Below are 684 nucleotides of genomic sequence, written 5' to 3' on the forward strand. Positions count from 1 at the left end.
GTCTAGAGCAGAGAGATAATCCGAAATTTTTATTTGTTCTTTTAGGCTCGGTATTTGCAGTTCTATATCAAAAAAATCATTTACCCCAATATTTAACAAGCCATGATTTCTAGCCCCTTCTTGGGCAACTTTTTCTATAGATCTATTTTGAAGACCACTCTCGAAGTAATGCTGGTAGAAACTGTTAGATTGATTAGTATTTAATTTGAAACAAATATATAAAGTTGACACCACACCTCTATCATAGTTAGTCAACATTTTTATCGCACCCATTGGGTAACCTTGTGAATAGCTCTTATTATACGCAAACTCACCATTGTTGATCAAATAATAACCAGTAACATTTTTAGAAGCTATTTGCTTATTAAAATAAGACATTTGATCAACCAATCCATCTCGACCAGATATGGTTAGAATTGTTTGGTTGTTTTCTTTATTTTTTCTTGTTACACGAGTTGCTACGTCTTTTAATTGGCAAGAATTCCACTCAGGAAACTCCTCCCCATTCTCATCCTTAAACCGCACTTCCTGACTAAAAATCTTCTGCATCATGCCTTTTTTATACTGACATAGCAGGTCGTACTGCTGGTTCAGTAACGTAATTCTTTCGTCAACAGAGGACAGAAAATCAGCGATTTTGGTTTGCTCATCTATTTCAGGTTCTAATATATCTAAGGAATGCAG

1 pseudogene is annotated in these 684 nt (G+C 34.8%); it reads right to left on the reverse strand.

Annotation, left to right across the window (positions count from 1 at the left end):
* Positions 1 to 684 (reverse strand): annotated as a pseudogene (locus INF86_RS22295) (restriction endonuclease subunit S); the annotation flags it as partial.

Origin of the sequence: Enterobacter cloacae complex sp. I1M, assembly GCF_014982425.1 — a bacterium.
GTDB lineage: Bacteria > Pseudomonadota > Gammaproteobacteria > Enterobacterales > Enterobacteriaceae > Enterobacter > Enterobacter intestinihominis.